We start from the raw sequence: 22,757 nt of genomic DNA on the forward strand, positions 1-22,757 counted from the left end.
CACAGTCCGATGCGGCCTCGAAAGTGGTAGTCATGACACTTGCGACTCCGACCCCCGAGGTCGACGAAGACGACTTCCGCGAGATCCTCGCCCAGACCCGCGCATTCGTGCGCAACGTCGTGGTCCCCCGCGAGCAGGAGATCGCCGACACCAACGCGATTCCCGACGACATCCGCCAGGCAGCCAAGGACATGGGCCTGTTCGGGTACGCCATCCCGCAGGCGTGGGGCGGTCTCGGCCTGAATCTCCAGCAGGACGCCGAACTCGCGATGGAACTCGGCTACACGACCCTGTCGCTGCGGTCGATGTTCGGCACCAACAACGGCATCGCAGGTCAGGTCCTCGTCAACTTCGGCACCGACGAGCAGAAGCAGCAGTGGCTCGAGGGCATCGCCTCCGGCGACGTCGTCGCGTCGTTCGCGCTCACCGAGCCCGGCGCCGGCTCCAACCCGTCGGGCCTGCGCACCAAGGCCGTCCGCGACGGCGACGACTGGGTGATCACCGGCGAGAAGCGTTTCATCACCAACGCCCCACTCGCGAACCTGTTCGTCGTGTTCGCCCGCACCCGCCCGGCCGACGAGAACGGCACCGGCATCGCGGTGTTCCTCGTCCCCGCCGATACCGACGGCGTGCAGGTGGCAGGCAAGGACGCCAAGATGGGCCAGGAAGGCGCCTGGACCGCGGACGTGCACTTCAACGAGGTGCGCGTGTCGAATGCGGCGCTCGTCGGCGGCAGCGAGGACGTCGGATACAAGGCCGCGATGGTCTCGCTCGCCCGCGGCCGCGTGCACATCGCCGCGCTGTCGGTCGGCCAGGCGCAGCGTGCCCTCGATGAGTCGGTCGAGTACGCCGCCACCGCCACGCAGGGCGGAAACCCGATCGGCAACTTCCAGCTCGTGCAGGCGATGATCGCCGACCAGCAGACCGGTGTCATGGCCGGGCGCGCCCTGGTGCGCGACGCCGCGCGCGCATGGGTCGAGGAGACCGACCGTCGTATCGCCCCGTCGGTCGCGAAGCTGTACTGCACCGAAATGGTCGGTAAGGTCGCCGATCTCGCGGTGCAGATCCACGGCGGCACCGGCTACATGCGCGAGGTCCCGGTCGAGCGCATCTACCGCGACGTGCGTCTGCTGCGTCTGTACGAGGGCACCAGCGAGATCCAGCGCCTGATCATCGGCGGCGGACTCGTCAAACAGGCACAGCGCTCGTCGTAACCGCTTCGCGCAAAGGCAGCCACATCCCGTCGACGGGGTGTGGCTGCCTTTTCCGTGTGCGGATCGACCGGCTCTGAAACGCGCTACGCCAACTGGGCGCGTAGGTCGGTCTTGAGGATCTTCCCTGCCGCCGACGTGGGGAGGGAATCGAGCACCACGACGTCGCGAATCTTCTTGTACGGCAGGACCCGCTCGGCCACGTAGGCCATGAGCTCGTCCTCGTCGACGTCGGCACCGGCGAGCGGCACGACGAACGCCACGGGCTCCTGACCCGTCGCACCCACATCGCGACCGACCACCGCGGCCGTCGACACGGACGGGTGCGTCACGAGGATCTCCTCGAGCTCACGCGGATACACGTTGTAGCCCTTGTAGATCAGCATGTCCTTCGCGCGGTCTGCGATGAACAGGTAGCCGTCGTCGTCGCGGTAGGCGATGTCGCCGGTCGCGAGCCAGCCGTCCACGTACTGCTCGGCCGTGATCTCGGGGTGTCCGAGATAGCCGTCGGTGACCTGAGGGCCACGGATCCACAGTTCGCCGCGTTCGTTCGGCCCGACCGTCGCGGTCGTATCGCCTTGCGGGCGGATCTCGATCTGCGTGTCGAACACGGGAAGGCCGACGCTACCGATCCGGTAGCCGAGGCCCCGGACGAGCGGCATCGCCGTGACGACGCACGTGCCTTCGGTCAGGCCGTAACCCTCGGCGATCGTCGCGTTGGGGAACGCAACGCCGAGCGCTTCGAGCGTGACGTGATCGATCGGGGCCGCACCGGACGACACCACCCGCACCGTGGACAGGTCGCGGGTCGCGACATCCGGGTGCGTGGCCAGCGCGTGCCACATCGCGGGGCTGCCCGTGATGTAACTGGCGCGATGGATCTCGATCAGCTCGAGCATGCGGGCCGGATCGAAGCGGCCCGCGAGCACCTGAGTGAGACCGCACGCCAGCAGGAACGACGTATTGATCAGCGCATGTGCGTGGAACAGCGGCGACACGACGATCGTCGCCCCCTCGCCGGGAACGACGCCCGCGATGTCGAGGCCGTCGATCTTCTCGAGCGACACCAGCCCGTCGTTCACGACTGTCTGGTACCCGGCACGCCACCCGCACATCTGCGTCACGTTGCCGACGACGTTGCGGTGAAGAACCCGAACACCCTTCGAAATGCCTGTGGTGCCACCGGTGTACGCGATATGTGCGACGTCATCGCCGCTCACCTGCGCGGGCACGAATTCGGTGGAGTGACGAGCCAGCAACTCGTCGAACTGCACCGTGTCGAACTGTATCGTGTCGACTGCCCCGGCCTCGACCGAGTCGTCCGACACGACCGCGATGAGACGGATCGTCGTGTCCGCCGACGCGCCCAGCAGCGTATCGAACTGCTGCGATTGCGTGACGGCCGCGACGGCTCCGGTCTCTTCGATCTGACGACGCAGACCGGGCTGGGGCTGAAGCGGATTCACGAGAGTCACCGCGGCACCGACCCGCAACGCACCGTAGTACGCGACGTGGAAGTCGGCGCAGTTGCCGAGGTGCATGAGCACGACGTCGTGTTCGACGACGCCTGCCGCACTCAACGCACCTGCGAACTGCGCCGACTTCTCGTCGAGCTCGCGATACGACAGAACGCGGTCACCGTCGACGACCGCGGCACGGTCCCCGTACATGGCCGACATACTCGGCGCCCACACCGTCATCGATGTCTGCGGGTAGGACAACGCGGTGTCCAACCATTCTGATCGAGCGGAAGTCATCGTCGATTCCCGGATCAGCGCGGTGCCATGCGAATGGCACCGTCGAGTCGGATGGTCTCGCCGTTGAGGTAGCCGTTCTCGAGGATCGACGTGGCCATACGCCCGAACTCGTCCGGGCGGCCCATCCGCGACGGGTTCGGCACGGTGGCCTCGAGCGATGCACGGACATCGTCGCGAAGACGTGCGAGCAGCGGCGTGTCCATGATGCCGGGGGCGATCGTGTTGACACGAATGTTCTTGCTCGCAAGATCGCGGGCAGCGACGATCGTCATGCCGACGATTCCTGCCTTGGATGCCGAGTAGTTGATCTGGCCGATCTGGCCTTCGTACGCCGCTGCCGACGCGGTCATCACGACCACACCGCGCTCACCGTCGATCGGCTCGAGCTGCGCCATGCGCTCGGCGCCGAGGCGCAGCGCGTTGAACGAACCGATCAGGTTGAGGCGGATGACGAACTCGAAGTCCTCGAGCGACCCGGCCTTGCCCTCCTTGTCGAGAATCCGCATCTTGCGGCCTGCGCCTGCGCAATGCACAACTCCGCGCAGACCACCGCGCTCGTGGGCGACATCGAGTGCGGCAGCGAACTGCTCCGCATCGGTGACATCCGCACCGGCGAACGTCGCGCCGTCACCGAGATCCTTGGCGACATCGGCACCGTTCGACGACGGCAGATCGATGAGGGTGACGTTGCCACCCGCGGCGAGCACACGATGAGCGGTGGCGAGTCCGAGACCGGAAGCACCACCGGTCACTGCGACGGAAAGACCTTTGAGTTCCATGGTTTTTCGATCCTCTAAGTGAGTAAGCGGATATCAGAGCAGTTCGAGAATGGTGGCGTTGGCCATGCCGCCGGCCTCGCACATCGACTGCAGGCCGTAGCGGATTCCGTTGTCGCGCATGTGGTGTACGAGGCGGGTCATGAGGATCGCACCCGAGCCACCGAGCGGATGGCCGACACCGATCGCGCCGCCGAGCGGGTTGAGCCGATCGAGCTTCGCGCCGGTCTCGGCGAGCCATGCGAGCGGTACGGGCGCGAAGGCCTCGTTGATCTCGAATGCGCCGATGTCGTCGATGGACAGTCCCGACTTCGCAAGGGCCTTCTCGGTTGCAGCAATCGGGCCTGTGAGCATCACGACCGGGTCGTCGGCAGCCACAACTGCGGTGTGGATGCGCGCGAGCGGGGTCCATCCCTGCTGCGCGGCGTATTCGCTGGTGGTGATCAGGAGGGCACCGGCACCGTCGGAGATCTGCGAGGAGTTGCCGGCGTGGATGACGCCGTCCTCCTTGAACACGGTCTTGAGCTTGCCGAGCGATTCGAGGGTGCCTCCGCGGCGGATGCCCTCATCGGTGTTCAGACCCGCGATCGGCGCGATCTGCTTCTCGAACGCACCGGCATCGGTCGCGGCCGCGGAGAGTTCGTGGGAGCGGAGCGAGAATTCGTCGAGTTGGGTGCGGGTGAAGCCCCACTTGTCAGCAATCATCTCGGCGCCGATACCCTGGCTGAATCCGTCGATACCGAACCGTTCGAGCACCGCCGGCGGGTAGTTCTCGCCGGGGTTCTTCACCGCGCTCCCCATCGGAACGAGTGACATCGACTCGACACCACCGGCAACGACGACGTCGGCCTGGTCGGCGATCACGGATGCGGCGGCGAACGACACGGTCTGCTGGCTCGACCCGCATGCGCGGTTGATGGTGGTGGCGGGCACCGACACCGGCCAGCCCGCTGCGAACACTGCGCTACGCGACACGATTCCGGCCTGCGCCCCCACCTGGCTCACACAACCCCACTGGACGTCGTCGACAGACGCCGGGTCGAGTCCGGTGCGTTCGGCGAGTGCGCGGAGCACATGAGCCGAGAGGTCGACGGGGTGAATTTCGGACAGGGCACCGTTGCGGCGTCCGATGGGGGAACGGACGGCATCGACGATCACGGCATCGCGCATGTGGATCGGTCCTTTGTTAAATCGAACAAATCGGTCTGGTGGGCAACCGGTGGAGCGAGCACCGGGAAAAGCAGCCGGCCGGGTGGTGGCCCTCACGTCGAGGAGACCACGCACCCGGCCGGTGAGGGAAAGTCTTTCGGCGGAAGCTTCCGTTAGGCGGAAGCTATGCCGGAAGGTCCGGCAACGCTGCGGATGATCTTGCGGTCACGTTCCGGGTTGGCGAACACGAGCACGAGCACCGCGGCGATCGCACCGAGGACGCCGATGATCTGGAACGAGGTGGCATAGCCCTCGGCTGCGGTCGCGGCGTTGTCGACGATCACGCCGGTGCCGTAAGGGGCAACCAGGCCACCGACTGCCATGAGCGCAAGGAACACGCCCATCGTGCCTGCGGTCTGCTGCGGCGGGCACAGCTCGGAGATCGCGGCGTTGATCAGCGGGAAGGCGATGGCGCCGAAACCGTAGCCGATGGAGACGACCGCAACCGCGATGCCGGGGGTTCCGATCGACGGGAGGAAGATCAGAATCGAACCGCAGATGAGCACGCCGACGCTGGGAACGATGATGCGGACCACGCGTGAGGTGTGTCCGCGTCCACGCAGACGGTCGGTGATGGTGCCCGACGAGATCATCAGGAACAGTCCGACGATGGACGGCAGCGCGAACATCGAGCCGGCCTGCAGGGCGCTGTAGCCGAGGCCGACCTCGAAGTAGGACGGCAGCCACGTGAGCACCACGGTGGTGAGTGCATAGACGACCATGATCAGAACTGCGCAGGTCACGAAGGTGCGGGTGAGGAAGATCTTGCGCCACGGCACGGACGGCTCGGTCGGCGCGGACCCCACAGCGGCATCGGCACCCTTGACGGCCTTGGACGTGAAGGGGCCTTCCTTGAAGCCGGGAATCCAGCACGCTATCCACACCAGGCCGAGAACCGACAGCGCGACGATGGCCATCCGCCAGCCGTATTCCACGGTGATGAAGGTCAGGACCGGAGCGAGCGCGATCTTGGCGACCGAGGCGGAACCGGCGAGGAACGCACCGGGCAGACCGCGCTTGGCAGGCGGATGCCACGAGTACGTGGCGGTGTGCATGAGCGCCGAGCTGGGGCCTTCGCCCAGACCGAGCAGCATGCGGCACACGACGAGCACCACGAAACCGCCGGTGACGACGAGCGGCAGCATCACCACCGACCAGGTCAGGCCGAGCGCGAGCAGGGCCCACTTGAGAGTCAGCTTCTTCTCGAGCGGTCCGGCGAGGAAGCCGCCGATCGTGAACGTCACGAAGAACAGCGAACCGACCAGGCCGATCTGCGACGACGTCAGCCCGAATTCACGGGCGAGCGGCTGGGCGATGATGCCGAGCACTGCCTTGTCGGCGTAGTTCACGACGTAGAGGAAGATGACCAGCCCGGTCATGCCCCATGCTTTGCCGGGTGTCACCTTGAACGGTGTCTTGGATTCGGATGGCCCGGGGCCATCGTGGGTACTCGCGGTACCGTTCACGACTTCACCTGTGGTCACGTGGGAGTCCCTTCAAAGACTCGGAGGAAAACCGACGCGGGCCGCACTCTGCCTCGCAATCGGCGTGGAACGTCACGCCTGGCGTTGGAATTCATTCAACGTGACCGAACTCACCGAGCGCAAAGAGCCTTACGCGAACAGATCGATCACCAGAACCTATGACCCATCACAATCGACGGAGATATTGGTCTGCGCTAACCGATCGATAGCCGATCGGTGCTGGTCCACCCCCGAAAGCTGTTGCATGCTGACTGGGATACCAATTCGGGTCACGCATGCCCGAACGCACCGTGACCGACGAGGACAGGACGCCATGAACTCCACCGCCTCCACCGACGAGCTCCCCTCGTCCACCGCACCCCTTGCGGGAGTACGGGTGGTCGAAGTATCGAGCTTCGTGGCTGCCCCGCTGTGCGGCATGACCCTCGCCGCACTCGGCGCCGATGTCATCCGTATCGACCCGATCGGCGGAGCCGCCGACTACAAGCGCTGGCCGCTGACCGAGGACGGGGAGTCGATCTACTGGGCGAATCTGAACAAGGGCAAGCGCTCGTTCGCCGCGAACTTTCGTGACCCCCAGGCCCACAAAGTTATTCGCGACCTCATCATCGACGCGGGCATCGTCGTCACCAACCAGGCCGGACGCGACTGGCTCGACTACGACGAGCTCGCCGCGATCCGCCCCGACCTGATCCACGTGCAGGTCCTCGGACGCGCCGACGGCACCGGCGCCGTCGACTACACCGTCAACGCCGCCGCCGGGTTCCCCCAGGTCACCGGACCCGAGAATCTCGACGACCCCGTCAACCACGTGTTGCCTGCGTGGGATGTCTCGTGCGGCCTCTACGCCGCGCTGTCCATCGCGTCCGCGGTGTACCGCCGCGAGATCACCGGCGCCGGAACCAAAATCGTTCTCCCCCTGGAGGATGTCGCATTCGCAACGGTCGGCAATCTCGGCTACATTGCCGAGGCCCAGCTCGGCCTGACGGGCCGAGGCCGCGTCGGCAATGCGGTCTACGGCACCTACGGCTGCGACTTCGCGACCTCGGACGGCGCCCGGTTCATGACCGTTGCACTGACCCCGCGACACTTCCGCGACCTCACCGAACTGACCGGCACGACCGCGGCCGTCACCGCTGTGGAAGCCGCGCTGGGCGCCGATTTCCGCGACGAAGGCGAGCGCTACAAGCACCGGGCAGTGCTGAACGGCCTGTTCTCGCCGTGGTTCGCTGCACGGACGGCAACCGAGGTCGAAGCCGCGCTCGACGGAACCTCGATCCTGCACGAGCGTTACCGCACATTCGCCGAGCTCGCCGCCGACCCACTGGTGACGAAGAATCCGATGTTCCAGCAACTCGACCAGCCGCGCATCGGCACCTACTCTGCAGCCAGCACACCCATGTCGTTCGACGGCGTCCACCCGGCCGTCCGCCCCGCCCCCGCGAACGGCGACGACACTGCCGCTGTCCTGTCCGACCACCTCGGTCTGACCGACGACGAGATCGATGCCCTCGCCGCTGCCGGCGCCGTCCGTACCAAGCAGAAGGACAACGTATGACCCGCCTCGCCCAGACCATCGGACTGACCGAGTTCCAGTCCGAGATCCTCGACAATGTCCGACGGTTCGTCGACCGCGAGATCATCCCGAACGCACAGGAACTCGAGCATTCCGACACCTACCCACAGGCAATCGTCGATCAGATGCGCGAGATGGGTCTGTTCGGTCTGATGATCCCCGAGGAGTACGGCGGGCTCGGCGAATCACTGCTGACCTACGCGCTGTGCGTCGAGGAGCTCGCGCGCGGCTGGATGAGTGTCTCCGGGGTCATCAACACGCACTTCATCGTCGCGTACATGATCCGCCAGCACGGCACCGAGGCGCAGAAGCAGCACTTCTTGCCGCGTATGGCGACCGGCGAGGTGCGGGGCGCATTCTCGATGTCCGAACCGGAACTCGGCTCCGACGTCGCTGCGATCCGCACCAAGGCCAAGCGCGACGCCGACGGCAACTACGTCATCAACGGCCAGAAGATGTGGCTCACCAACGGCGGTAGCTCCACCCTCGTCGCCGCGCTCGTCAAGACCGAGGAGGGCTCCGACAAAGCCCACAAGAACCTCACGGCGTTCCTGGTCGAGAAGCCCGCCGGGTTCGGCGAGGTCGCTCCGGGTCTGACGATCCCCGGCAAGATCGACAAGATGGGCTACAAGGGCATCGACACCACCGAGCTCGTCTTCGACAACTACAAGGCGTCGGCCGACACGATCCTCGGCGGCGAGCCGGGTCGCGGCTTCTTCCAGATGATGGACGGTGTCGAGGTCGGGCGCGTCAACGTCTCCGCTCGCGCATGCGGTGTCGCAATCCGCGCGTTCGAGCTAGCGGTGCGATATGCACAGCAGCGCACCACGTTCGGTAAGCCGATCGCGCAGCATCAGGCGATCGGGTTCTCCCTCGCCGAGATGGCCACCAAGGTCGAGGCCGCGCACCTGATGATGGTCAACGCTGCACGCCTGAAAGATTCGGGCGAGCGCAACGACGTTGCGGCAGGCATGGCCAAGTACCTGACGAGCGAATACTGCTCCGAGGTGACGCAGGCGAGTTTCCGCATCCACGGCGGCTACGGCTATTCCAAGGAGTACGAGATCGAGCGGCTCATGCGTGAGGCCCCGTTCCTGCTCATCGGTGAGGGCACCAGCGAGATCCAGAAGACGATCATCAGCAAGGGCATCCTCCGCGAATACGCGCTGTAGTTCAGCTGCCCTGTCACACATACACCCGGAAGGAAAATCCGTGCAGCGTACGGTGTTCAACGAGGATCACGAAGCATTCCGCGATACGGTTCGCACCTTCATCGCGAAGGAGGTCACGCCGGTCTACGAGCAGTGGGAAGAGGAGGGACATCCCCCGCGTGACTTCTACCGCCGCATGGGCGAACTCGGATTCCTCGGCATCCAGGTTCCCGAAGAATACGGTGGCGGCGGCGAGCAGTCGCTGAAGTTCAACGTGATCCTCGCGGAGGAGGCGTCGGCTGCGGGCGCGTCCTTCGGCTCGTCGTCGGTGCACTCGAACCTGATCCTGCCGTACATCATGCAGAACGCGACCGAGGAGCAGAAGCAGCGCTGGCTCCCCGGGTTCGCTTCGGGCGACCTGATGTTCGCGATCGCGATGACCGAACCCGGCACCGGTTCCGACCTTGCGAACATTGCCACCAGCGCAAAGTTGTCGGAAGACGGCAGCCACTACGTGCTCAACGGATCGAAGACGTTCATCACCGGTGGTGCACTCGCCGACCGCTTGCTCGTCGTCGCGCGTACGACCCCGTACAACCCGGACGACCGTCGCGGCGGCCTCTCCATTCTCGTGGTGGATGCCTCGAGCGAGGGCTACTCCGTCGGCCGCAAGCTGAAGAAGATCGGCCTCAAGACGTCCGACACCGCCGAGCTGTCGTTCGACGACGTCAAGGTTCCGGTCGCGGATCTGCTCGGCGAAGAGGGCAAGGCCTTCTCGTACCTCACGCAGAACCTCGCCCAGGAGCGTCTGACGATCGCGTTCGGTGCAGCCGCCACTGCGTCGGCAGCGATCGCCCACGCCATTGCATACACCAAGGACCGCAAAGTATTCGGTAAGCCCGTTGCCTCGTTCCAGAACTCCAAGTTCGTGCTCGCGGAATGCTCTGCGGAGCTTCAGGCGCTGCAGATCATGGTCGACAACGCGATCGAACTCAATGATCGTGACGAACTGACCGTGCCGGACGCCGCACGCGCGAAGCTGTTCGCGACGGAGACCGCCGGACGCATCATCGACAAGTGCCTGCAGTTGCACGGCGGCTACGGATACATCACCGAGTACCCCATCGCGCGCCTGTACGCCGACACCCGCGTCACCCGCATCTACGGCGGTACGAGCGAGGTCATGAAGACGATCATCGCGAAGGACCTCGGTTTGTGAGGTGATCGGGCTGTAGGCCGGCCACACGCAGAAAGCGCGGGTCGCGTTGTCTCACAGGCAACGCGGTCCGCGCTTTCGCGTGCGTCCTAGTGGAGAACCTGGTCGATCACCAGCACCGTTCCGAGCGCGAGCATCACCACACCCGACACCCTGCTCACGATCGTGGCCGCTGCCGGCCGGGCGCGCAGCACGCGCTTCGCGCCCGCGCCGACCCCCAGATAGACCACGGCGCATGTGATCACGTGCACCACACCGAGCATCACGATCTGCGCCGCGAGTGGCCACGGCCCGGCCGGGTCGGTGAACTGCGGCAGTAACGCCAGGAGCAACAGGAACACCTTCGGGTTGAGACCGCTGACTCCCACACCCTTGACGGTCTGCCGCGTCCACGAGTCGGCTCCGCCCGGTTCGCCTTCCTGTATGACCGACGGACCCGTGAGCATCCCGACCCCGAGCCACATCAGATACGCAGCACCGACGGTAGACAGCACCGCGAGCACCACCGGCGACTGCGCCACCACAGCCGCGACTCCTGCCGCGACGGCCGCGGTCATCGCGAGGTGCCCGAGCAGCATTCCGCTCACCGCAGGCACGACACTCCGATACCGCAGTCCCGCGGTGATCGCGTAGGCCCAGTCCGCGCCGGGCATCAGCACGAACAGTATGGACACCATCCAGAACGCAACAACGACACCGGCAGCCATGGTCACCTCATTTCCGTGCAGTGGACGGGACGACAAGTCCCAGGACAAAGATTAGGAATTTTCGCCTGGAATCTGTTTGCAAGTACTCGCCTCGCATGGGCGTTCTGAGGAAAGATCTTCCACATGGACGCAATTGACAGGAAGATTCTTGCCGAGCTGCAGAAGGACGGTCGTCTCACCATCACGGAGCTCGCCGATCGCGTCCGTCTGAGCATCTCGCCCTGCCACCGGCGCCTACGCGCATTGGAGCGCGACGGAGCGATCAGCGGATACCACGCGCAGCTCGACGCGAACGCGCTCGGCCTCACCTTCGAGGCCCTGGTGTTCGTCACGATGCACACGGCGGAACGCATCACCCTCGACGCATTCGAGACGGACGTGGCAACGATCCCCAATGTCATTCAGGCACAAAGACTGTTCGGCGATCCGGATTATCTGCTGCGCGTCCTCACCCGCGATCTTTCGGCCTTCCAGGAGCTCTACGACGAACAACTTTCCGCACTGCCCGGCGTCCAGCGCCTGAGTTCGACGCTGGTCATGAAACGCGTTGTGGAGAATCGACCCCTGCCTCTGTAGGCCCGAAACGACGCCGCGGTAGACCCGAAACGACACAGTCACCATGAGCCGCTACTCTTCGCGCCATGCGACTGCTCGAGAAATCGAAACGCGTGATCGAGGCCCAACTGAACAACTCCACCATCCGTGCTCTGTCGGGTTCGATGGTGGCGTACGAAGGGCAGATCACGTTCAAATCGGCGGGGTTCGGCGGCGGTGACGGCGTGCTGGCGGGCCTGCGCCAACGCGCGACCGGCGAAGGTCTGTCCCTCATGGAATGCGCGGGCACCGGCGTGGTGTACCTCGCGCGCCGAGCGCAGGACACCACAGTGCTCGAGTTGAACAACGAGACGTTGCAGGTCGAATCCGAGCAGCTGCTCGCGCTCAACGGGAACCTCAATACCAACGTCACGTTCGCCGGGGTACGCGGCGGAATGAGCGGGCAGGGTCTGTTCACGACCACGGTGTCGGGATCCGGTCAGGTGGCGCTGCTCTCGTCGGGTGGCCCGCTCATCCATCTCGAGGTGTCGCCGCAGTACCCGCTCGTCGTCGACCCCGACGCATTCGTGTGCGCGAAAGGGATGCTGACGCAATCGTTCGTGACCGATGTGTCGTGGCGGTCGGCGATAGGTCAGGGCAGCGGTGAAGCGTTCTCCCTCAGGTGGGAGGGCACCGGCGTCGTGTCCATTCAACCGGCGGAACGGTAAGGGCGGGAACATGGCGTTCACGAAGATCAACAGCAAGGTCGTGCGGGTCGAGCTGATGCAGTCGGGGCCCATCATCGCGCGACGCGGCGCGATGCTCTTCTATACCGGCGACGTGCAGTTCGCTCCGCACGGCACTCCGGGCGGCGTCGGCGGCACCCCCGGGCTCGGCGGCATGGCGGGGATGGCAGGCCGGATGCTGCAGGGCGAGCACGAAGCGACGATGATCGCGCAGGGCAAGGGCACCGTGCACTACGGCTTCAAGGGCCTCGAGACCCACATCGTCGACATGTCTGCCGGAGGGGAACTCCGGGTGGAGGCGTCGCGACTGCTTGCCCACACCGCAGGCCTGCAGAGTTCTGTGGTGTCGGCCAACGCGACACCCTCGGGCGGCGGTGGAGGTGGCGGGCTGTTCGGGGCGCTCCGCGGCGCCGCGGCCGGTGCGGTCACCGGTCAGGGCATGTTCACCACTGCACTGTCCGGGTACGGCGCGGCCGTGCTGCTCGCCCACGGCGGCGTATTCGAACTGCAGGTCGGTGGACCGTCGCCGGTTGTCGTCGATCCGCAGGCATACGTCGCCTCGTACGGTGCGGTACGGACCGAACTGAAGTCGTCGATGAGCTGGCGCAATGTGGGGCGCACCGGAGGTGAGTCGATGCAGCTCGAATGCACCGGCCAGGGCATCGTCTATGTGCAGGCATCGGAGGAGAAGCTGTGAGCACCATTCTGAATCCGTCGCACCTGGTGGGCAGCGACAACGTTCCCGGCAACAGTTATGCGTTCAGCATCGATCTGCAGTCGCCCTGGTTCCTGTCGAAAGGCGCGATGATCGCCTATTACGGGCAGATGCAGTTCAACGCCCTCACTCATGACCTGAGCGGGCAGATCCTGCAGATGGTGGCGCGGCAGTTCTCGGCGCCGATGTACCTCGGGGACTACGTCGTGGCCAGCGGTCACGGCAAGCTGATCCTCGGCGACCGCGGATACGACATCAACTCGTACGATCTCGACGCCGGCAACCTCACGATCCGGCAGGCCAGCCTGCTCGCGTTCGAACCGGGACTGTCGCTGAACCAGTCGATCGTTCCCGGATTCCTCACGCTGATCGGCACCGGCAAGTTCCTGGCGTCGTCGAACGGGCCGGTGATGTTCGCCGAGCCGCCGCTACGCGTGGATCCTGAGGCCCTCGTCGGCTGGGCCGACTGCCCTTCGCCCAGCCACCACTACGACGAATCGTGGATCACCAGCCATCTGGCAGCGGGCGCGCGACGATTCGGTGTGCAGTCGGGGGAGGAACGCCAGTTCGATTTCACCGGCGCGGGCACGGTGCTGATCCAGTCGAGCGAGAAGGTCATCCACGATTCGTCGATCGTGCGCACCATCGAGGGTCATCTGCCCGGCTTGTCGTCGAGCGGACTACAGCGGATCAATCAGGTGGTGTCGCAGCAGATACAGCAGCAACAGCAGTAACACACCCTTGGCCAACACTGGGTACAGCACAGATCAACCACTTTACTTTTGTGACTACGATCACACACTAGGGTAGCCTAACCGGAGGTAAGGTTTGGGCAACCTAAGAAGTTGTCGTCGGTTACAGGAATGGTGGCTCATGATCGTCTGCAGTTGCCACGCACTCACACATCATCACATCGAGGCCGAGGTCGCAGCCGGCGCACGCTGCACCCGCGAAGTGAGTGCGGCCTGCCGAGCAGGCACCGACTGCGGCAACTGCGTCCGCAACATCTCGGCGATCATCCGGCAAGCCCGCGCTCAGAGTGAGATCATCGAACTCGAGACCGCCGTGTAGCCAGCCCCTATCCGGCGGTGAAACCCGATGGTTCACCCCGGGAGGTGCCATGAAGGGCGACAAGAAGGTAATAGAACTACTCAACGAGCAGCTCACCGCCGAGCTCACCGCGATCAACCAGTATTTTCTTCACTCGAAGATGCAGGAAGACCGTGGATGGACGAAACTCGCCTCGCACACGCGCGCCGAGTCGTTCGACGAGATGCGGCACGCCGAGACGCTCACCGACAGGATCCTGTATCTCGACGGACTCCCCAACTATCAGCGGCTCGGTTCGCTGCGACTGGGTCAGACCGTCAAGGAGATGCTCGAATCGGATCTCATCGTCGAGGTCGAAGCGCGTGATCGGCTCCGCAAGGGATCCGAGTACATGCGTTCGGTCAGCGACATCACGTCGGCGAACATCTTCGAGTCGATTCTCGCCGACGAAGAAGAGCACATCGACTACCTGGAAACCCAGCTCGACCTGCTGGAGCAGCTCGGCGAGCCGCTCTACCTGGCCAAGCATGTGACGCCGGAAGAATAAAAGCAACACCATGTGAGGGCGGCCCCATCGGGGTCGCCCTCACATGCGTCTGCGATGAGTTCCGGCCGGTTCGGCAGTCGGTATCCGTTGGATGGCACGGCACCCCGTCGGGCCCCCACCGGAAGGACACCTCATGGCCGCACCCTCCCTCGGCAGCATGCTTCTGTCGAGCACGAACCCTGAGCGCCTGCGCGACTGGTACGTGAGCGCATTCTCGGTGAAGTCGGAGCGCACACCCGGCGAACCCGCCTACGACGTACTCGATTTCGACGGCTTCTACGTCATGCTCGACCGTCGCGCCGATATCGGCGCACACAATCCCGAGCCCGGACGCCTGATCATCAACCTCGAAGTCTCCGGTGCGCGAGACATCGTTGCCCGACTCGACGAACTCGGCACGAAATGGCATTCTCCGCTCGAGGATCGCGACGGCAGCCTGTTCGCTACAGCGATCGACCCCGACGGCAACTACGTACAACTCGTCGATCTGAGCGACGAAGCCAAAGCGGCCATGACCTGAGGCGCTCGCATCGGACTGTGGGTGATGGCACCCTGGTGAACGTGACCGAGCGGAAGCGTCCGGATGTGAGTTTCGAGACGTGGATCGAACGACAGATCCGCGTCGCGCAGGAACGCGGCGACTTCGACAATCTTCCCGGCGCAGGCAAACCCATCCCGGATCACGGGAACGACGAGATGTGGTGGATCAAGAACTATCTCAAGCGTGAGGGATTGCCGGGGGAGGCGCTGCTGCCACCGGAACTACAGTTGCGCAAGGAAATCGAACGCCTGCCGGAGTCCGTGCGGACGGTGCCCACCGAACGGGACGTACGACAGATCGTCGCCGATCTGAACCGCCGGGTCGCCGCGTGCATGCTCTCGCCGCAGCGCCTACCCGTGCCGCTGCACAAGGTCGACGTCGACGACGTGCTCGAAACCTGGCGGATCGAGCGACAACGACGGCGCACGCAGGCGAAGGAAGCTCTGGCCACGCCACCGTCGCAGCCACCCACCCAGAAGGGCAGCAAAGCTGCCCGTGCGTGGTTCTGGCGGCGGTAGCTACCACAAGCGCGCACGGGCAGCGTCGGCTGCGCTACGTCAGGGAGGCTCCGGTTGCAGCCCGCACCTGCTCCTCGGACACGCCCGGTGCGGTCTCGACCAGCTTCAAGCCGCCGGCGGTGACATCGACGACGGCAAGATTCGTGATGATCCGCTGCACCACGCCCTCACCGGTCAGCGGAAGCGAGCACTTCTCGACGATCTTCGGGTTGCCCTGCTTGTCGGTGTGCTCCATCAAGACGATCACCTTGCGGGCACCGTGCACCAGATCCATCGCACCGCCCATGCCCTTGACCATCTTGCCGGGCACCATCCAGTTCGCCAGATCACCCGTCTGGGAAACCTCCATGCCGCCGAGCACGGCGGTATCGATGTGGCCGCCGCGGATCATCCCGAAACTCAACGACGAATCGAAGAACGCCGAACCCGGATTGACCGTGACGGTCTCCTTACCCGCGTTGATCAGATCCGGATCGATCTCGTCCTCGGTCGGATACCGCCCGGTACCCAGGATCCCGTTCTCGCTGTGCAGGGTCACCCGCACACCTTCGGACAGATAGTTCGGGATCAAGGTCGGCAGGCCGATACCGAGATTGACATACTCACCCGGCGACAGTTCCCGCGCGGCACGCGCCGCCATCTCGGTACGCGACCAGCCGACCGCTCCGGTGGTATCCACGCTGGTGCTCATACTCAGGCTCCCTTCGCAGCGCTGACGGTGCGCTTCTCGATCTGCTTGTCCTGCACACCCGTGTGCACGATCCGGTCGACGAACACGCCCGGCAGATGCACCTGCGCCGGATCGATCTCGCCCGGTTCGACGAGTTCCTCGACCTGCACGATGCACACCTTGCCCGCCATCGCCGCGAGCGGGTTGAAGTTCATCGCCGCCTTGTTGAATACCAGATTGCCCTCGGTGTCGCCCTTGAGCGCGTGTACCAACGAGTAATCCGCGTTGATCGACTCCTCGAGCACATACCGCTTGCCGCGGAACTCACGGACCTCCTTCGCCGGCGACGCGATCTCCACGGACCCGTCGGCGGCGTACCGCCACGGCAGACCACCCTCGGAAATCGGCGTACCCACACCCGCCGGGGTGAAGAACGCCGGAATACCGGCACCACCGGCACGGAGTTTCTCCGCGAGGGTGCCCTGCGGCGTCAACTCCACCTCGAGCTCGCCGGAGAGGTACTGCCGCGCGAACTCCTTGTTCTCACCGACGTACGACGCGGTGACCCGACTGATCCGCTTCTCGCCGAGAAGAATTCCGAGCCCGTGCCCGTCGACGCCGCAGTTGTTGGAGAACACCTCGAAGTCGGTGGCGTCGCCGGCAGCAATCGCTGCGATCAGCTCGTCGGGGATACCGCACAGCCCGAAACCGCCGACGGCGAGCAGCGCGCCCGACGGAATGTCCGCAACGGCCGCCCGGGGCGTGTCGAATACCTTGGAAGCCAAGTCCAATACCTCTCCGGTCCGAGGGTCGCATCGCCACCGAGGCAGATGCGTCCGCTGGATGAACACATCATCTTGCTCTGTACCAATAAATAGTGCGGGCAGTCACATTGCAAGGGGTTCGAACACGGCGCATGCGTATTGATCGCTGAACGAACACGTCACCGAAGAGTGTCCACTGAGTGGACGTATGCTGTGGATATGACGTCGGGCGCTCAGGGACAGCTGGTCCGGAGGGTGGCGGTACTCCTCCGAGCCGTCTCCGCCCATGAACCGGCCGGAGTGCCGACCTCCGACCTCGCGCGCGAAACCGACCTCGCCAGACCGACGGTCCATCGTCTGCTGACCACACTCGCAGATGAAGGGCTCGTCGACCGGCACCGCGACAACGGGAAGTGGACGTTGGGCCCGGAGCTGTACCTGCTCGGTTCACTCGCGGCCACCCGCTACGACATCGCGGAACTCGCCGGGAACGTCCTCCGCGATCTCGCCCGGGAAACCGGGGAGAGCGCCTACCTTTCCGCACGACGCGGCGATGAGACCGTATGCCTGGCCGTCGAAGAAGGCAGCTTTCCGCTGCGCTCGCATGTGCTGCACGTCGGAATCAGGTTCCCCCTGGGCGTTGCGTCGGCCGGGCTGGCGATCCTGTCGCATCTGCCCGATCGCGACATCGGCGCGTATCTGTCGAGAACCGACCTCTCGACCGAATGGGGTCCCGACCACGCGAGAGACGACATCGAGAAGCGCATCGCCGCTACCCGCCTGGCCGGATACTCGGTCAATCCCGCACTCATCGTCGAGGGCAGCTGGGGCATGGGCGCGGCCGTGTTCGATCAACGCAACACCCCGACGTGGGCGCTCAGCATCACCGGTGTGGAGAGCCGCTTCCGCGACGATCGCCGGTCCGAGCTGGGGAGTGCGCTGCTCGAGCACGCCCACCGGCTCACCCAGCTCCTCCGGCGACGCCCCCGACCCGGAACGTGATCGCCCGCCCCGCCGGACCGCTCCCCCAACCGGAGCGAATGTATCCTTCGTCTCGATCAATAGATCGAGGGATACATTCGCTCGCGCCGGGGGGCGGGGTTGCGGTGCGGGCGGTCAGGTGGTGCGCGCCGAAGCCCGCTGGAGCAGCCGCTCGGCGTGCTTGAGAATGGGCCCGTCGACCATCTTCCCTTCGAAATCGAAGACACCGCGCTGGGTTTCCGCAGCGGCGAGAACGCGCCGCGCCCACTCCGCTTCCTCTTCGGTGGGCGCGAACGCACGGCGGATCACCTCGATCTGCGCGGGATGGATCGCGACTTTGATGTCGAACCCGACAGCAACGGTGTCGAGAGACTCCTCGTGCAGGCCATCGGTGTCCTTGATGTCGAGGTACACCGAATCCAGGGCCCAGCGGGCATGCCCCTTCGCGGCGAGCAGCGACACCGACCGCGCATGCTGCGCCACGGCCCGGTAGGTGCCGTCGGCGCGCCGGCTCGAGTTGCCGCCGAGACCCGCGACCAGGTCTTCGGCACCCCACATGACGCCGATCGTGTTGTCCGCCTTGGCGATCTCCTCGACCGCGAGCACACCGAGCGGGGACTCGATCAGCGCGACCACCTCGAGTGGAGCGAGCGCGAGCACCTCGTCGCGGCTTTCGCACTTCGGGAGCATCACGCGGGTGTAGGACGTGCGACGCAGCGCGTCCATGTCGAGCTCGTGATCTGCGGTGCCCACCGGGTTGACGCGCACCACCGTGCGTTCGGGATCGAGCGGAGTCGCGACGAGTGCGTCGCGCGCCGCCTGCTTGTCGCCGGCCGAGACCGCGTCCTCGAGGTCGATGATGACGACGTCGGATCGGTCGGCGGCCTTACCGTAACGTTCGGGCCGATCCGCAGGTACGAACAGCCATGCAGGACCCGGCAATTCCCATGTCATGATGTCGGCCTCTTCTGTACGAGTGTCTTGCGGACCGCGATGCCGACGACGTCGCCGTGCTGATTGCGACCCGTGTGTTCGAGCGTGACGATGCCTTCACCGGGGCGGCTCTTCGACTCACGCTTGTCGAGGATCTTAGTCTCGACGTAGAGGGTGTCACCGTGGAACAGCGGCTTCGGGAACGACACTTCGGAGAATCCGAGGTTCGCGACGATCGTGCCCTGAGTAAGCTGCGCGACGGACAGACCGATCATCGTGGACAGCGTGAACATCGAGTTCACCAGTCGCTCACCGAAGGTCGTCCCGGCTGCGTATGCGGCATCCAGGTGCAGGGCCTGCGTGTTCATCGTCTGCGTCGTGAACAGCGTGTTGTCGGCCTCGGTGATGGTGCGCCCGGGGCGGTGCTCGTAGATCGCGTCGAGCTCGTACTCCTCGAACCACAGACCACGCTGAGTAATTCGCTTCTCGGCTTCGCTCACAGTCCCAACCCCCGTGCGACGAGCATGAGCTGCACCTCGGTGGTGCCCTCACCGATCTCGAGGATCTTGCTGTCGCGATAGTGCCGCGCGACAGGATATTCGTTCATGAATCCGTAGCCGCCATGAATCTGCGTTGCGTCGCGCGCATTGTCCATCGCCGCTTCCGAGGCAACGAGCTTCGCGATCGACGCCTGCTTCTTGAACGGCTTGCCTGCGAGCATGGCGGCCGCGGCGTCGTAGTAGGCGGTGCGAGCGGTATGCGCGCGCGCTTCCATCCGGGCGATCTTGAATGCGATCGCCTGGTTGTTGCCGATCGCAGTACCGAATGCCTCGCGTTCCTTGGCGTACTTGACCGATTCGTCGACACAACCCTGCGCAGCACCGACCGACAGTGCCGCGATCGCGATGCGTCCTTCGTCGAGAATCCGCAGGAAGTTCGCGTACCCGCGGCCACGTCGGCCGAGGAGATTCACTTCGGGAACACGCACATTCGCGAAGGTCAGCGGGTGGGTGTCGGAGGCATTCCAGCCGACCTTGTTGTAGGCCGGCTCGGCGGTGAAGCCGGGGGTGCCGGCAGGCACGAGGATCGTGGAGATCTCCTTCTTGCCGTTCGCGTCGACCCCGGTGACGGCGGTGACGGTGACGAGCGAGGTGATGTCGGTGCCCGAGTTGGTGATGAACTGCTTGTTGCCGTTGATCACCCACTGCCCGTCCTCGAGCTTCGCGGTGGTCTTGGTGCCGCCGGCGTCGCTACCGGCACCGGGCTCGGTCAGGCCGAACGCGGCGAGATTGCGGCCACTGGTGAGCTGCGGGAGCCATTCCTGCTTCTGCTCGTCGGTGCCGAAGCGGTAGATCGGCATCGCACCGAGCGACACGCCCGCTTCGAGGGTGATGGCGACGGACTGGTCGACCTTGCCGAGCTCTTCGAGGGCCAGGCACAGTGCGAAATAGTCACCGCCCATTCCGCCGTACTCCTCGGGGAACGGCAGGCCGAACAGACCCATGTCCGCCATTCCCTGCACCACTTCGTACGGGAACGAATGCTCGGCGTCGTGCTTGGCCGCGACGGGCGCGACGACGGTGCGCGCGAAATCGGCGACCGACTTCCTCAGCTGTTCGTATTCGTCGGGGAGCTGGCCGGTGGCCAGGTACGTCGGTGACTCGCTCATGCCTCTTCCTTCGTGTCTGTGTGCGGGGTGATGCGTGCGAGAAGCTGATCGACCTTGACCTGTTCACCTGCGGAAGCGAACAGTTCGACGACGCCATCGATCGGGGCGGTGAGCGCATGCTCCATCTTCATGGCTTCGACGATGGCGATCGTCTGGCCCGCGGCGACCTCGGCACCGCCTTCGACGGAGACGGCGATGACGGCGCCCGGCATCGGACTGGTGATGTCTGCGTCGCCGGTGTGGGCGTCGTCGCCGCGCACGCTGGCCTCGCGGACCTCACGGACCGCGACGCTCCCGTGCCCGTCGGCGAGCCAGATCGCGCCGTCGACCTCCGCGACCCGGAACACGTGCCTTCGACCGTTGAGAACGACAGCAAGAACCGAACCGTCAAGCAATGCGGACAGCGAGTATTCGCTGCCGTCTTCGACATTCGCGGTGCCCGAAGACGGGGTTCCGGTGAGTCGCACATGCGCGGTGCGGTCGCCGGACGCGAGCCGGTAGCTGGTGGGCAGGTGCGAGCCCACGCGCCATCCGTCGGGAACGTCCCACGGGTCGGAGGTGTCGTCGGGCCAGTGCTGCAGCCAGCGGAGCACCGCCGCGGCGACGAGCGCGGCATCGGAGATCTCCGGCGCCGTGTAGTCGCCGAGACGGCGGTCGAGCAGGCCGGTGTCGAGCGCACCGGCCACCACCTCGGGATCGGCGAGCAGGAACCGCGCGAAGTCGATGTTGGTGACCACACCGAGCACCGCGGTATCGGCGAGCGCGCGGTCGAGGCGGCGAAGTGCCCCGGCACGATCGTCGGCGTGTGCGATGACCTTGGCGAGCATCGGGTCGTAGTCGCTGCCGACGACGGTGCCCGGCTGCAGGCCGGAGTCGACGCGGATCCCGGTGCCGCTCGCTTCGATCACGTCGGCGACGGTGCCGCCGGTGGGCAGGAACCCGCGACCGGGATCCTCCGCGTAGACGCGGGCTTCGATGGCGTGGCCGGTGAGGGTGACGTCGTGCTGCGTGAAGCCGAGGGGTTCGCCCGCGGCGATGCGCACCTGCCATTCGACGAGGTCGAGGCCCGTGACCATCTCGGTGACGGGGTGCTCGACCTGCAGGCGGGTGTTCATCTCCATGAAGAAGAACTCGTCGGGTTTCTCGGCCGAGACGATGAACTCCACGGTGCCTGCGCCGGTGTAGTCGACGCTGCGCGCGGTGTTGCAGGCGGCTTCACCGATGCGGGCGCGGGTGGCCTCGTCGAGCAGCGGCGACGGCGCTTCCTCGATGACCTTCTGGTGGCGACGCTGCAGGCTGCATTCGCGTTCGCCGAGGTGGACGACGTTGCCGTGCGAGTCGGCGAGGATCTGCACCTCGATGTGGCGCGGGCGCAGGACGAATCGTTCGAGGAAGAGCGTGTCGTCACCGAAGGACGACGCGGCCTCACGGCGTGCAGAAACCAGGGCATCGGGAAGGTCGGCGGGATCGTGCACCAGCCGCATGCCCTTGCCGCCACCGCCTGCCGACGGCTTGACCAGTACCGGATAACCGACCTCGGCGGCGCCGGCGATCAGCTCGTCGTCGGTCAGGCCCGGCCGCGAAACACCCGGGACGACAGGGACTCCGAACTCCGACACCGCAGCCTTCGCGGTGATCTTGTCGCCCATCGTCTCGATCGCGTGCGCGGACGGACCGAGAAATGCGATACCTGCCGTGGCGCACGCGGCCGCGAAAGCCGAGTTCTCCGACAAGAATCCGTAACCCGGGTGGATGGCCTGCGCACCGGTTTCCACGGCCGCGGCGATGACCTTGTCGATCACCAGGTAGCTCTCGCGTGCTGCGGCGGGGCCGAGGAGAACTGCGGTGTCGGCTTCACGCACGTGCCGGGCGTCGCGGTCGGCCTCGCTGAACACTGCGACCGAGCGGATGCCCATCGATCGCAGTGTGCGGATCACGCGGACTGCGATTTCCCCGCGGTTGGCTACCAGTACTGTATCGATGCGTTTCGTATCACTCATGT

The 22,757-nt window shown here is 65.4% G+C and carries 24 protein-coding genes; 13 read left to right on the plus strand and 11 right to left on the minus strand.

Features of this window, described 5'->3' with window-relative positions; genetic code table 11:
• The first annotated feature begins 32 nt into the window (after positions 1-32).
• Positions 33-1,214 (plus strand): acyl-CoA dehydrogenase family protein, encoded by a 1,182-nt coding sequence (locus tag ACFWCF_RS03470; RefSeq protein ID WP_378490761.1) that lies wholly within the window; start codon positions 33-35, stop codon positions 1,212-1,214.
• Between the two features lie 83 nt (positions 1,215-1,297).
• Here the strand turns inward: ACFWCF_RS03470 and ACFWCF_RS03475 are convergent, their stop codons facing one another.
• The 4 genes from ACFWCF_RS03475 to ACFWCF_RS03490 all read right to left on the minus strand — a co-directional run bounded on the left by ACFWCF_RS03475 (position 1,298) and on the right by ACFWCF_RS03490 (position 6,437).
• Positions 1,298-2,968 (minus strand): class I adenylate-forming enzyme family protein, encoded by a 1,671-nt coding sequence (locus tag ACFWCF_RS03475; RefSeq protein WP_378557192.1) that lies wholly within the window; start codon positions 2,966-2,968, stop codon positions 1,298-1,300.
• A 14-nt stretch (positions 2,969-2,982) separates the two neighbouring features.
• Positions 2,983-3,747 carry an SDR family NAD(P)-dependent oxidoreductase gene (locus tag ACFWCF_RS03480; protein ID WP_378557195.1) on the minus strand — a complete coding sequence of 255 codons (765 nt, stop codon included), beginning with the start codon at positions 3,745-3,747 and terminating at the stop codon, positions 2,983-2,985.
• 33 nt (positions 3,748-3,780) lie between these two features.
• Positions 3,781-4,914, minus strand: coding sequence for a thiolase family protein (locus ACFWCF_RS03485; RefSeq protein WP_378557198.1), 1,134 nt, complete (start codon positions 4,912-4,914; stop codon positions 3,781-3,783).
• 152 nt (positions 4,915-5,066) lie between these two features.
• Complete coding sequence (locus ACFWCF_RS03490; protein WP_378557201.1) at positions 5,067-6,437, minus strand: MFS transporter; 1,371 nt, start codon at positions 6,435-6,437, stop codon at positions 5,067-5,069.
• 313 nt (positions 6,438-6,750) lie between these two features.
• Here ACFWCF_RS03490 and ACFWCF_RS03495 point away from each other — a divergent pair, with 313 nt between their 5' ends.
• The 3 genes from ACFWCF_RS03495 to ACFWCF_RS03505 are packed head-to-tail and all read left to right on the plus strand — an operon-like array spanning position 6,751 to position 10,383.
• A complete protein-coding gene (locus ACFWCF_RS03495) occupies positions 6,751-7,995 on the plus strand; it encodes a CoA transferase (RefSeq protein WP_378557204.1) in 1,245 nt (414 codons plus the stop codon).
• Complete coding sequence (locus tag ACFWCF_RS03500) at positions 7,992-9,185, plus strand: acyl-CoA dehydrogenase family protein (protein WP_378557207.1); 1,194 nt, start codon at positions 7,992-7,994, stop codon at positions 9,183-9,185. The genes ACFWCF_RS03495 and ACFWCF_RS03500 overlap by 4 nt, the downstream gene beginning before the upstream one ends.
• Positions 9,186-9,225: 40 nt before the next feature.
• The gene (locus tag ACFWCF_RS03505; RefSeq protein ID WP_378557210.1) at positions 9,226-10,383 is read left to right on the plus strand and encodes an acyl-CoA dehydrogenase family protein; all 1,158 of its coding nucleotides are present in this window, start codon (positions 9,226-9,228) and stop codon (positions 10,381-10,383) included.
• 86 nt (positions 10,384-10,469) lie between these two features.
• Here the strand turns inward: ACFWCF_RS03505 and ACFWCF_RS03510 are convergent, their stop codons facing one another.
• The gene (locus ACFWCF_RS03510) at positions 10,470-11,087 is read right to left on the minus strand and encodes a LysE family translocator (RefSeq protein ID WP_378557718.1); all 618 of its coding nucleotides are present in this window, start codon (positions 11,085-11,087) and stop codon (positions 10,470-10,472) included.
• Between the two features lie 123 nt (positions 11,088-11,210).
• Between ACFWCF_RS03510 and ACFWCF_RS03515 the strand changes: the two genes are divergently transcribed.
• From ACFWCF_RS03515 to ACFWCF_RS03550, 8 genes are all read left to right on the plus strand, one after another.
• Positions 11,211-11,663, plus strand: a complete 453-nt coding sequence (locus ACFWCF_RS03515; protein WP_378490752.1) for an Lrp/AsnC family transcriptional regulator — start codon at positions 11,211-11,213, stop codon at positions 11,661-11,663.
• Positions 11,664-11,728: 65 nt separating this feature from the next.
• Positions 11,729-12,349 (plus strand): AIM24 family protein, encoded by a 621-nt coding sequence (locus tag ACFWCF_RS03520; RefSeq protein ID WP_378557213.1) that lies wholly within the window; start codon positions 11,729-11,731, stop codon positions 12,347-12,349.
• Positions 12,350-12,359: 10 nt separating this feature from the next.
• Entirely contained in the window at positions 12,360-13,064 is a 705-nt protein-coding gene (locus ACFWCF_RS03525) for an AIM24 family protein (protein ID WP_378557216.1), read from the plus strand.
• The gene (locus ACFWCF_RS03530) at positions 13,061-13,816 is read left to right on the plus strand and encodes an AIM24 family protein (protein ID WP_378557219.1); all 756 of its coding nucleotides are present in this window, start codon (positions 13,061-13,063) and stop codon (positions 13,814-13,816) included. The genes ACFWCF_RS03525 and ACFWCF_RS03530 overlap by 4 nt, the downstream gene beginning before the upstream one ends.
• 139 nt (positions 13,817-13,955) lie before the next feature.
• Positions 13,956-14,153 (plus strand): bacterioferritin-associated ferredoxin, encoded by a 198-nt coding sequence (locus ACFWCF_RS03535; protein ID WP_378490748.1) that lies wholly within the window; start codon positions 13,956-13,958, stop codon positions 14,151-14,153.
• A gap of 49 nt (positions 14,154-14,202) precedes the next feature.
• Positions 14,203-14,679, plus strand: coding sequence for a bacterioferritin (bfr, locus tag ACFWCF_RS03540; RefSeq protein WP_378490747.1), 477 nt, complete (start codon positions 14,203-14,205; stop codon positions 14,677-14,679).
• 133 nt (positions 14,680-14,812) lie between these two features.
• Entirely contained in the window at positions 14,813-15,199 is a 387-nt protein-coding gene (locus ACFWCF_RS03545) for a VOC family protein (protein ID WP_378490746.1), read from the plus strand.
• Between the two features lie 41 nt (positions 15,200-15,240).
• Positions 15,241-15,738 carry a DUF1992 domain-containing protein gene (locus ACFWCF_RS03550; RefSeq protein WP_378557222.1) on the plus strand — a complete coding sequence of 166 codons (498 nt, stop codon included), beginning with the start codon at positions 15,241-15,243 and terminating at the stop codon, positions 15,736-15,738.
• Positions 15,739-15,772: 34 nt separating this feature from the next.
• On the opposite strand, the gene ACFWCF_RS03555 is transcribed toward ACFWCF_RS03550, so the two are convergent.
• Both ACFWCF_RS03555 and ACFWCF_RS03560 read right to left on the minus strand, forming a co-directional pair.
• The gene (locus ACFWCF_RS03555) at positions 15,773-16,429 is read right to left on the minus strand and encodes a CoA transferase subunit B (protein WP_378557225.1); all 657 of its coding nucleotides are present in this window, start codon (positions 16,427-16,429) and stop codon (positions 15,773-15,775) included.
• A gap of 2 nt (positions 16,430-16,431) precedes the next feature.
• Positions 16,432-17,193, minus strand: coding sequence for a CoA transferase subunit A (locus tag ACFWCF_RS03560; RefSeq protein WP_378557228.1), 762 nt, complete (start codon positions 17,191-17,193; stop codon positions 16,432-16,434).
• Between the two features lie 198 nt (positions 17,194-17,391).
• Here ACFWCF_RS03560 and ACFWCF_RS03565 point away from each other — a divergent pair, with 198 nt between their 5' ends.
• Positions 17,392-18,174 carry an IclR family transcriptional regulator gene (locus tag ACFWCF_RS03565; RefSeq protein ID WP_378557231.1) on the plus strand — a complete coding sequence of 261 codons (783 nt, stop codon included), beginning with the start codon at positions 17,392-17,394 and terminating at the stop codon, positions 18,172-18,174.
• A gap of 114 nt (positions 18,175-18,288) precedes the next feature.
• On the opposite strand, the gene ACFWCF_RS03570 is transcribed toward ACFWCF_RS03565, so the two are convergent.
• Genes ACFWCF_RS03570 through ACFWCF_RS03585 form a run of 4 tightly spaced genes read right to left on the minus strand, consistent with a single transcriptional unit; the run spans position 18,289 to position 22,755 of the window.
• Positions 18,289-19,107 (minus strand): HpcH/HpaI aldolase/citrate lyase family protein, encoded by an 819-nt coding sequence (locus ACFWCF_RS03570; protein ID WP_378557234.1) that lies wholly within the window; start codon positions 19,105-19,107, stop codon positions 18,289-18,291.
• Positions 19,104-19,586, minus strand: a complete 483-nt coding sequence (locus tag ACFWCF_RS03575) for a MaoC family dehydratase (RefSeq protein WP_378490740.1) — start codon at positions 19,584-19,586, stop codon at positions 19,104-19,106. Before ACFWCF_RS03575 ends, ACFWCF_RS03570 begins: the two co-directional genes overlap by 4 nt.
• Positions 19,583-20,755 carry an acyl-CoA dehydrogenase family protein gene (locus tag ACFWCF_RS03580; protein ID WP_378557237.1) on the minus strand — a complete coding sequence of 391 codons (1,173 nt, stop codon included), beginning with the start codon at positions 20,753-20,755 and terminating at the stop codon, positions 19,583-19,585. Before ACFWCF_RS03580 ends, ACFWCF_RS03575 begins: the two co-directional genes overlap by 4 nt.
• Positions 20,752-22,755, minus strand: coding sequence for an acetyl/propionyl/methylcrotonyl-CoA carboxylase subunit alpha (locus ACFWCF_RS03585; RefSeq protein WP_378557240.1), 2,004 nt, complete (start codon positions 22,753-22,755; stop codon positions 20,752-20,754). Before ACFWCF_RS03585 ends, ACFWCF_RS03580 begins: the two co-directional genes overlap by 4 nt.
• Between the last annotated feature and the right edge of the window lie 2 nt (positions 22,756-22,757).

This window comes from Rhodococcus sp. NPDC060090 (assembly GCF_042729855.1).
In the GTDB taxonomy this organism is placed as follows: Bacteria; Actinomycetota; Actinomycetes; order Mycobacteriales; family Mycobacteriaceae; genus Rhodococcus.